8 protein-coding genes are annotated in these 9,505 nt (G+C 66.4%); 2 read left to right on the top strand and 6 right to left on the bottom strand.

Annotation, left to right across the window (positions count from 1 at the left end):
* Positions 1-346 precede the first annotated feature (346 nt).
* Positions 347-808 carry a peroxiredoxin gene (locus K1Y73_RS20240; RefSeq protein ID WP_225030125.1) on the top strand — a complete coding sequence of 154 codons (462 nt, stop codon included), beginning with the start codon at positions 347-349 and terminating at the stop codon, positions 806-808.
* Positions 809-895: 87 nt separating this feature from the next.
* Entirely contained in the window at positions 896-1,714 is an 819-nt protein-coding gene (locus K1Y73_RS20245; protein WP_225030127.1) for a DUF2189 domain-containing protein, read from the top strand.
* A gap of 62 nt (positions 1,715-1,776) precedes the next feature.
* On the opposite strand, the gene K1Y73_RS20250 is transcribed toward K1Y73_RS20245, so the two are convergent.
* The 6 genes from K1Y73_RS20250 to K1Y73_RS20275 all read right to left on the bottom strand — a co-directional run.
* A complete protein-coding gene (locus K1Y73_RS20250) occupies positions 1,777-2,292 on the bottom strand; it encodes a bactofilin family protein (RefSeq protein ID WP_225030129.1) in 516 nt (171 codons plus the stop codon).
* The gene (locus K1Y73_RS20255; protein ID WP_225030130.1) at positions 2,282-3,622 is read right to left on the bottom strand and encodes a M23 family metallopeptidase; all 1,341 of its coding nucleotides are present in this window, start codon (positions 3,620-3,622) and stop codon (positions 2,282-2,284) included. Before K1Y73_RS20255 ends, K1Y73_RS20250 begins: the two co-directional genes overlap by 11 nt.
* Positions 3,623-3,800: 178 nt before the next feature.
* Complete coding sequence (locus tag K1Y73_RS20260) at positions 3,801-4,625, bottom strand: ferritin-like domain-containing protein (protein WP_225030132.1); 825 nt, start codon at positions 4,623-4,625, stop codon at positions 3,801-3,803.
* 59 nt (positions 4,626-4,684) lie between these two features.
* The gene (prfB, locus tag K1Y73_RS20265) at positions 4,685-5,812 is read right to left on the bottom strand and encodes a peptide chain release factor 2 (RefSeq protein ID WP_225030133.1); all 1,128 of its coding nucleotides are present in this window, start codon (positions 5,810-5,812) and stop codon (positions 4,685-4,687) included.
* Positions 5,813-5,912: 100 nt separating this feature from the next.
* Positions 5,913-8,450, bottom strand: coding sequence for a penicillin-binding protein 1A (locus K1Y73_RS20270; protein ID WP_225030134.1), 2,538 nt, complete (start codon positions 8,448-8,450; stop codon positions 5,913-5,915).
* A 191-nt stretch (positions 8,451-8,641) separates the two neighbouring features.
* Positions 8,642-9,505 (bottom strand): N-acetylmuramoyl-L-alanine amidase family protein (locus K1Y73_RS20275; protein ID WP_225030135.1); only part of this gene is annotated, 864 nt, incomplete at its 5' end.

Here is a 9,505-nt window from a genome sequence, read left to right on the forward strand (position 1 = left end):
ACAGGGTGATCACCATGTCATTGCCATCGGCGGCGCGAAGGCGGTGACGACGGTTGGGGCGAAGGCGGGGCCGACGCGGGCGGCGTCACATCCGCAGCCCCCGGGGGCGCAGCCGCAGCCGGGGCTTCGCCGGGCGGGATCCGACCCGCCGGTCCCCCCTGTTCCGGCCCGACCCTGATCTCGCCTTCCGCCAAGCCCGTCCGCCCCATTGCCCCTGGCTGCACCGCGCAGCACCTGCGCGCGCAATCCGTCTTCGGGGCCTTTCCTCTTCGGCCCCTTGCCTTCATCCTTGCCGCAAGGCAAGCCGATGACCAGTGCAAGCCGCTCACAAGGCAAGGAGCCGCCCATGATCGCCGAAGGCCAGACCGCCCCCGATTTCACCCTGCCCGCCACCGGCGGCGGCAGCCTGACCCTGTCGGCCCTGCGCCCCGGCCGGGTCTGCCTGTATTTCTACCCGCGCGACAATACCCCGGGCTGCACACTGGAGGCCCAGGAATTCTCGGCCCTCGCCGCCGAATTCGCCGCCCATGACTGCCGGATCCTGGGAATCTCGAAGGACAGCGCCAAGACGCATGAGGGCTTCTGCCAGCGTCAGGGCCTGACGATCACCCTTCTGTCCGACAAGGACGGCGACACTTGCGAGGCCTATGGCGTCTGGGCCGAGAAGAAGATGTATGGCAAGACCCATATGGGCATCCGCCGCTCGACCCTGCTGATCGGCGGAGACGGGATGGTGCTGCGGGTCTGGCCCGACGTGTCGCCTCGCGGCCATGCGGCCGAGGTTCTGGCGGCGCTGAAGGCGCTGTAGCGCGGCGCCCCGATTTTTCGTCGAAAAATCGCTTTGCGCCCGCCCGGCTTCGGCTAGGATTCCCCCCGGAGGACGAGGGGAGGATGCATGACGACCGAAACCGCCGCGGGCGCGACGCCCAACACTGCCGCGGGCACGGCGCCCGACACTGCCGCGGGCGCGACGCCCGAAATCCATGAACTGGATTGGACCGACCTGCGTCACAGCCTGGCCGCCGGCTGGCGCGATTTCCGCGCCGCCCCGGCCTATGGGCTGTTCTTCGCGCTGGTCTATGTGATCGGCGGCTGGCTGGTCCTTTGGGCGCTGACCGCGCGCGGGCAATTGTGGTGGACCCTGCCCGCCGCCGCGGGCTTTCCGATCCTGGGCCCCTTCATCGCCTGTGGCTTTTACGAAGTCTCCCGCCGGCGCGAGACCGGCCAGCCCTTCGGATGGGGCGACATTCTGGGGGTGATCTTCCGCCAGAAGGACCGCCAGATCCCCTCGATCGCCGCGGTCTCGGTGGTGTTCTTCCTGTTCTGGAACTTCCTGGCGCATATGATCTTCGCGCTGTTCCTGGGCTATTCGACCATGACCAATGTCAGCTCCAGCCTGGCGATCTTCTTCACGCCCGAGGGCATGGCGATGCTGGCCTTCGGCAGCGCGGTGGGCGCGGCTTTCGCTACGCTGTTCTACAGCCTGATGGTGGTCAGCCTGCCGCTGCTGCTGGACCGCGAGGTCGATTTTGTCACCGCCATGCTGACCAGCCTGGCGCTGGTGCGCGCGAATCCGACCGTCATGCTTGGCTGGGGCGCGCTGATCGGTGCCTGCCTGTTCCTGGCCATGCTGCCGGGCTTTCTGGGCCTTTTCGTCGTGCTGCCGGTCTTTGGCCATGCCAGCTGGCACCTGTACCGCCGCGCCATCGCCTAGGACCCGCCATGCAAAAGGGCGCCCTCGGGCGCCCTGCGTTCCTCAGATCAAGGCCGGTGGCCTCAGGGCGCTTCGCCCGCGGCCGGCGCATCGGGAAGGCGCGTGCTGCCCAAAGCGGGCGGCGCGCTGCGGCCGGCGGCCAGCGGGTCTTCCTGGCGCTGCACCGAGCCTTCGAAATGCGCGCCCGATTCAATCGCGATGGTCTTGTGGATGATGTCGCCTTCGACCCGCGCGGTCGAGGTCAGCCGCACCTTCAGCCCGCGCACCCGACCGATCACCCGGCCATTGACCACGATGTCATCGGCCACGATCTCGCCGCGGATCGTGGCGCTTTCGCCCACGGTCAGCAGATGGGCGCGGATGTCGCCTTCAACAGTGCCCTCGACCTGGATATCGCCGGTGGTGCGCAGATTGCCCACCACCGTCAGATCCGAGGACAGGACCGATGCCACGGCCTTGCCCTTCGGCGCCGAAGGGGTGAATTCCATCGCGGGTTTCGACACTTGGCTCTCCGGGCTTTTGGGTTTGTCAGCCTCGGCCTTCGGACCCGGCTCGTTGATGCGGCTCTTAGAAAACATTGCTGGCTGCCTTTATGAACTTGAGCGGATTGACGGCGGAACCGCCAAGTCGCACCTCGTAGTGAAGATGGGTTCCGGTAGACCGGCCTGAATTGCCCATATCACCGATCTTGTCCCCGCGCGAGACCCTTTGGCCGACCTCGACACGGATCTGTGACAGATGGGCGTAGCGTGTTTCGATGCCGAAGGCATGCTTGACCTTGATCAGGCGGCCATAGCCATTCTCCCAGCCGGCATAGGTCACGACCCCATCGGCGGTGGCATAGATCGCGGTGCCGTAATCGCCGGCCAGATCCTGGCCCTCATGCTGGCGATAGCCGCGGCCCAGGGGATCGTTGCGGCCGCCAAAGCCGCTGGTGAATCGGACGGCCGATTTCACCGGCATGCCCAGCGGCACCTTGAAGGCGGCCATCCGGTACAGGTTCATCTCGTCCAGTTCCTTCAGGATCGCATTGGCGCGCTGTTCTTCGGCCGACAGCGGCACGCCCGAGGTCGAGACGGTGATCGGCGACAGCGGCCCGCCCTGCCCGGAATAGCCCTTGCGGACCGAGGCGATCAGATCGTCAGGGTCCAGCCCGACCGAGCGGAACATCTTGTCCAGGGGTTCCATCGAGACGGTGACCGCCTCTTCCAGCTTGGCGAAGATCGCATCATTGCGGGCCTTGTCGGCGCGGATTGCATCCTGCAGCGCCAGCATCTCGTCGCGCACCGCCGCGGTTTCCGCCGCCCCCGCATCGCGCTCGCGCGCCGTATCGGCCAGGGCGCCGGTCAGGAATTCCAGCGTCGCCGCCGTGTCATGGACGCGGCCCATCTCGGTCGCCGTGCCCTCGCCATGCTGATCCAGCGCCAGGGTCAGGCGGGCAATCTCGGCCCGGGCCTCGTCGCGTTCCTTGATCGTGCGGCGCAGGGTGTTCTGGATCACCTCGATCCCGGTTTCCAGCTCGCGCCGGCGGTCCTCTGAAGCGAGCAGCATCTCCTGCATTTCCGAGACCTGTTCCAGCGCTTCGGAAAACCGTTCCTGCGCCTGGGTCGCTTCCTGCAGGCGCAGATCGCGGTCGGCCGACAATTCGCCCAGCCGCCGCTCGAAGACCTGGCTCTGCCGCAGCGACTGATCGCGCGCCGATCCGGCGCCGATCGTCTCCATCATCAGGATGGCGGTGGCGACGATGGTCCAAGCCAGGCCCAGACCGGTGATCACCGAAATCAGCGCCTGGGTCGCGGGACGCAGGCGCAGAAAATGGGTTCCATAGTCGGATTTCAGAAACAGCCGCTGTTCGGGAAAAACCCGTTCCAGCTGGGTGTTGATCCGGAATGCAAGACGTGCAAGCAAGCGCTTTTCCGATTCAGCCTTTTGAGACAGACCCTTAGCTGTGCAGACCCGCGCAGCCCCCCGGGGCCCGTTTCTGATAAGCCAACGAGCCCCCCTGTCGCAAGGATTTTGCCCAAGGCCATCCGCCGGCCGCTGAATCATCGCCGATCATCGGCGAGATTTCGCCGATCCGCGCCGCTCAGCCCGCGTCAGGCAGGTCTTCGGTCAGCGGCCAGTAGAAATCCGGTGGCAAGCCGGCCTCGGCGCGTTTCTCTTCGTTGAAAGGCGGTTTCAGCGCGCCGTGGAAATAGCGGCGGACCAGGGCGTGGAACACCTCTTTGGGGTCTTCGCCATCGCGGCCGCACAGCCAGTTGAACCATTTGGACCCATAGGCGACATGGCCGACCTCTTCGGCATAGATCACCTCCAGCGCCGCGATGGCCTGCACCTCGCCCGCCTTGCGGAAGATCTCGATCATGCCCGGCGTCACGTCCAGCCCGCGCGCCTCCAGCACCATGGGCACCACGGCCAGCCGGCCCTTCAGATCGCCCACCGTATCTTCGGCCGCGCGCCACATGCCGGCATGGGCGGGCAGCGCGCCGTAATGGCTGCCCATCGCCTCCAGCACGTCGCTGATCAGGTTGAAATGCTTGGCCTCTTCATCCGCGGCCTTGACCCAGTCGTCATAGAAGCCCAGCGGCATCGGCTGATCGGCAAACCGGGCGATGATGTCCCAGTGCAGATCCACCGCGTTCAATTCAATATGCGCGACCGCATGCAGAAGCGCGATCCGCCCCAGCGGAGAGCCCGGGCGCCGCCGCGGCACATCGCGCGGGGGCAGAAGCGGGGGCTGGTCGGGCCGGGCCGGGCGCAGGGGCGGATCGGCCCGGCCGACCGGCAGCGGATCGCCCTTGGCGCGGGCGGCAAACCAGCGCGCAGCATGGGCGCGGCCAAGAGCGGTCTTGGCGCGGCCATCGGCGGTGGTCAGCACCTCGACCGCCATCTGCGCAAGCGAAAGCTGCATGTCCCGCCCCTTTGTCCTGACCTTCCATCGGGCGCCGGTCAACCGCCCGGCCGCCGCGCTCAGTCGGCGGCGTTGGCCTCGGCCCGGCTTTTGCCGGCCACATCCAGCGCCAGCGTCGCGGCCATGAAGCCATCCAGATCGCCGTCCAGCACGCCCTGGGTGTCCGAGGTTTCGTGATTGGTGCGCAGATCCTTCACCATCTGATAGGGCTGCAACACATAGGACCGGATCTGGTTGCCCCAGCCGGCATCACCCTTGGATTCATGCGCCTCGTTGATCGCGGCACTGCGCTTGTCCAGTTCCATCTGATACAGCCGCGCCTTCAGCGCGTTCATCGCGATTTCCCGGTTCTGGTGCTGCGATTTCAACGAGCTGGTGACCACGATCCCGGTCGGGAAGTGGGTGATCCGCACCGCCGAGTCGGTCTTGTTGACGTGCTGGCCGCCCGCGCCCGATGACCGGAACGTGTCGATGCGGATATCCTTGTCCTGCACTTCGATGTCGATATTGTCATCGACGACCGGATAGACCCAGACCGACGCGAACGAGGTCTGCCGCTTGTCGCCCGAGCCGAAGGGCGAGATCCGCACCAGCCGATGCACGCCGCTTTCGGTCTTCAGCCAGCCATAGGCATTGTGCCCGGTGATCTTGTAGGCGACCGATTTCAACCCGGCCTCTTGCCCGGCTTCTTCCGACAGCATCTCGACGGTGAAGCCGCGCCGTTCCGCCCAGCGGGTATACATCCGCGCCAGCATCTCGGCCCAGTCCTGGCTTTCGGTGCCGCCGGCGCCGGCGTTGATTTCAAGGAAGGTGTCATTGGCATCGGCTTCGCCGTTCAGCAGCGCTTCCAGCTCTTTCTGCGCGGCGGTTTCCATCAGCGCCTTCAGCGCCGCCTCGGCCTCGGCCACCAGCGCATCCTCGCCCTCGGCCTCGCCCAGCTCGATCAGCCCGACATTGTCGGTCAGGCCGGATTCGATCAGCTTGTAGCCGTTGACCTGATCCATCAGCGTCTGGCGTTCACGCATCAGCTTCTGCGCCCGGGCCGGGTCGTTCCACAGATCGGGCTGCTCGATCAGCGCATTGAACTCTTCCAGCCGATGCGGCGCGGTTTCCCAGTCCAGCCGCTGCGCCAGAAGCGCCAGCGACTTGCGGATCGCGTCCACGGTCTGTTGCGTCTCGGCCCGCATCTTGTCGTCCCTCGCGTCTTGATCGCGTCTAGATCGCGGCCTGATAACGCCTCGCCCGCGCCCGGGCAAGGGCGCGCGCAGAGCGCGGCTTCCGTGGGGCTCAGTACAGCCCGCCGGCCGAGACGGTGCCGAAATCGGCCTTGCCGGGGATCACTGCCGTGCCGCCCGTGGCCGTCGTCACCGTGCTGCCACTGTCGCCATCGGTTTCGCCATAGGCGAACAGAGGCAGGTTCTGGCCCATGGCAAAGCCGCCATCCACCATCGTCCCCAGACCGAACAGCGGATCTTCGCCTTCGCGGAAATACTCGGCCACCACATTGTCGCCCGAAGCGTCATCGGGCAACCGCGCGCCGGTGAAGCGGTCGATCTTGACGAAATAGCCCCCCCGCGGAACCTTGAACTTCGCGCCGCCATATTTCTGGATCGCGGTCTTCATGAAGCTTTCGAAGACCGGGCCGCAGAACCCGCCGCCCGAGACATTGCCCAGCGAGACCGGGTTGTCATAGCCGATATAGCAGCCGGCCACGATGTTTGACGAATAGCCGATGAACCAGACATCCTTGGCGTCGTTCGTCGTGCCGGTCTTGCCGGCGATCGGCACCGGCAGGTTGATGCCGCGCGCGGTGCCGCGCTGGACCACGCCTTCCAGCATCGAGGTCAGCTGATAGGCGGTAATCGCGTCCATCACCCGCTCGCGGTTCGAGGTGACACGCAGCCCCTCGCCCTGCGGCAGGCTGGGCAGGCCGCAATTCTCGCAATTGCGCTGGTCGTGGCGATAGATCGTGCGGCCATAGCGGTCCTGCACCCGGTCGACCAGCGTGGGTTCCACCCGCTCGCCGCCATTGGCGAACATCGCATAGGCCGCCACCATCTTGTACAGCGTCGTCTCCTGCGCCCCCAGCGCATTGGCCAGATAGGGCGACATCCGGTCATAGACGCCGAAGCGTTCGGCATAGGCCGCGACCGTCTCCATGCCGATTTCCTGCGCGATCCGCACCGTCATCAGGTTGCGGCTCTGTTCGATCCCGGTGCGCAGGGGCGTCGGGCCGTAATACTTGCCCGAGGCGTTCTTGGGCGTCCACAGCCCCTGGGCCGTGTCCACCTCGATCGGCGCATCGACCACGATCGTCGCGGGCGAGAAGCCCGAATCCAGCGCCGCGGCATAGACGAAGGGCTTGAAGGACGACCCGGGCTGCCGCGTCGCCTGGGTGGCGCGGTTAAAGACCGAGAACTGGTACGAGAAGCCGCCCTGAATCGCCAGGACCCGGCCGGTGTTCACATCCATCGCCATGAAGGCGCCCTGCACTTCGGGCACCTGGCGCAGGGTCCAGCGGAGGAAGCTGCCATCGGCATCCTTGATCATCCGGCGCACCAGAACCACATCGCCCGGCTTGAAATTGTCGCGGAAGCTGCCCTTCATCCAGTCGATATCGGCGCGCGGCACCACCTGCGGCTCGGCCTCGGTTTCGCGGACGCCCTCGACGCCGATCTTCATCGACTTGTCGGCGATCTCCAGCACCACGGCGGGGAACCAGCCCTCGATGTCGCGCGGCACATCCACCGCGGCCAGGGCGCCGCGCCAGTCGGCTTCCTTGCCCAGCTTGTCTTCGGAGATGGTCTTGCCCGTGCCACGCCAACGGCCGCGGCCGCGGTCATATTTCTCAAGCGCGGTGCGCAGCGCCTTTTCCGCCGCTTCCTGCAGGTCGGGGTCGATCGTCGCCCGGATGGTCAGCCCGCCGGTGAAAAACTCGTCGCGGCCAAAGTTCTTCGACAGCTGGCGGGCGATTTCCTCGGTGAAATAGGTGCGCGAGGGCAGACCTTCGCGGAACGAGGCGAAATCGCCGTTCTGCACCGTCTTCAGCGGCAGCGCGCGTTCGCGCTCATAGGTTGCCTGGTCGATATAGCCGTTTTCCTGCATCTGGCGCAGCACATAGTTGCGCCGGTCGACCGCCTCGTCATATTGGCGCACCGGATGCAGGTCGGTGGGCTTCTTCGGCAGCGCCGCCAGATAGGCCGCCTCGCCCGGGGTCAGCTGGTTCAGCGTCTTGTTGAAATAGGTCTGCGCCGCGGCGGCGACGCCATAGGAGTTCTGGCCGAGGAAGATCTCGTTCAGGTAGATCTCAAGGATCCGCTCTTTCGACAGCGTCTCTTCCAGCCGCGTGGCCAGGATGATTTCCTTGATCTTGCGCTCGATCCCCTTGGTGCCCTGGCGGGTGCCGTCGAGAAGCATGTTCTTCATCACCTGCTGGGTGATGGTCGAGGCGCCGCGCATGTCCTTGCCACGGCTTTTCACCGCCTCGACGAAGGCCGCGATCATGCCGCCGGCATCATAGCCGTGATGCGAGTAGAAATTCTTGTCTTCGGCCGAGATGAAGGCCTGTTTCACCAGATCGGGGATATCCTCGGCCGGCACGAACAGCCGGCGTTCGCCATTGTCGACGAATTCGTCCAGGATCTTGCCCTCGCCGGTATAGATCCGGCTGATCGTGGCCGGGGCATATTGCGCCAGCGTCTCGTGGCTGGGCAGGCCGCGGGAATACATCCAGAAGATGGCCCCGACCGTCAGGGCCCCGAACAGCAGGCCCAGCGTGACCGTGGTGAAGATGGCTCCGAAGAAGGAACCGATGAATCGCAGCACGATCTGCCCCCCGGGATGATTGCGCAGCCTTATAGCAGACGCGAAACCGCGTCAAAACCTTGGCCCGGAAAAGTGATCGCGGCACGCGGGTTCCCGCGGGCGCGCGGTCTGGCCTGAGCCGGGGGGCTTTGCGCGCGCGCCGCCCGCAGGATCGTCTTGCGCAGAGGAAGGCCGCAGAAGAACGCGGCGGGTCAGTTCTTGCGCAGCGCCCGCAGCGCCCGATCCTCATCCGCCCAGGCCAGCAGCGCCTGGCGCAGCGCCTGGGCCATCTTGGCCCGCCATTCGGCATCGTTCAGCCGCTTCATGTCGCGCGCCGAGGACAGGAAGCCCAGTTCCAGCAGCACCGAGGGCAGATCGGGCGATTTCAGCACCGAGAAACCCGCCTCCTGGCGCGGATGGCGGTGCATGCGCAGCCCCTCGGCCTTGATCGCGGCTTCCAGCGCCAGCGCCAGGCGCGCGGTGCGCGGCTCGGTCTCGGCGCGGGCCATGTCCATCAACAGGCTGGCCACCACATCGTCCTGCTCGCTCAGATCCACCCCGGCCAGCAGATCGTCGCGGTCATGCCGTTCGGCCAGCGCTTCCGAGGCGGCATCGGTGGCCTCTTCCGACAGGGTGTAGATCGTGGCGCCCTGGGCCTCGCCCTCGGCGATGGCATCGGCATGCAGCGACAGGAAGACCTGGCCGCCGGCCGCGCGGGCGATGGAGATGCGGCTTTCCAGCGGCACGAAGACATCTTCCTCGCGCGTCATCACCACATTGAAACGGCCATCGCGCAGCAGCAGTTCCTTCAGCTCGCGCGCGAAGGACAGCATCAGATCGGCCTCTTTCTGGCCGTCGCGTTCGGCGCCCGGGTCGATCCCGCCATGGCCGGGGTCGATCACCACAACGATCGGCCCCTCGGCCCGCGGCGCAGAAGACGGCGGCAGGGCGGCGGGGGCGGGCAGCGCCCAATCTGCCGGTTCGGGCAGGGCCGCGGCGGCGGCGAACGCGGCCTGATCCGCGGGCGCCAGCACCAGGCGGATCACCGCGCCCGCGTCCTCGGCCGTGTCCATCTC

This window comes from Xinfangfangia pollutisoli, from assembly GCF_020179405.1.
In the GTDB taxonomy this organism is placed as follows: domain Bacteria; phylum Pseudomonadota; class Alphaproteobacteria; order Rhodobacterales; family Rhodobacteraceae; genus Pseudogemmobacter; species Pseudogemmobacter pollutisoli.

Bases quoted from the DNA above. Each gene is read 5' to 3' on its own strand.
- K1Y73_RS20245 (WP_225030127.1), top strand. From the start codon at position 896: ATGACGACCGAAACCGCCGCGGGCGCGACGCCCAACACTGCCGCGGGC.
- K1Y73_RS20240 (WP_225030125.1), top strand. From the start codon at position 347: ATGATCGCCGAAGGCCAGACCGCCCCCGATTTCACCCTGCCCGCCACC.
- prfB (WP_225030133.1), bottom strand. From the start codon at position 5,812: ATGCGGGCCGAGACGCAACAGACCGTGGACGCGATCCGCAAGTCGCTG.
- K1Y73_RS20260 (WP_225030132.1), bottom strand. From the start codon at position 4,625: ATGCAGCTTTCGCTTGCGCAGATGGCGGTCGAGGTGCTGACCACCGCC.
- K1Y73_RS20250 (WP_225030129.1), bottom strand. From the start codon at position 2,292: ATGTTTTCTAAGAGCCGCATCAACGAGCCGGGTCCGAAGGCCGAGGCT.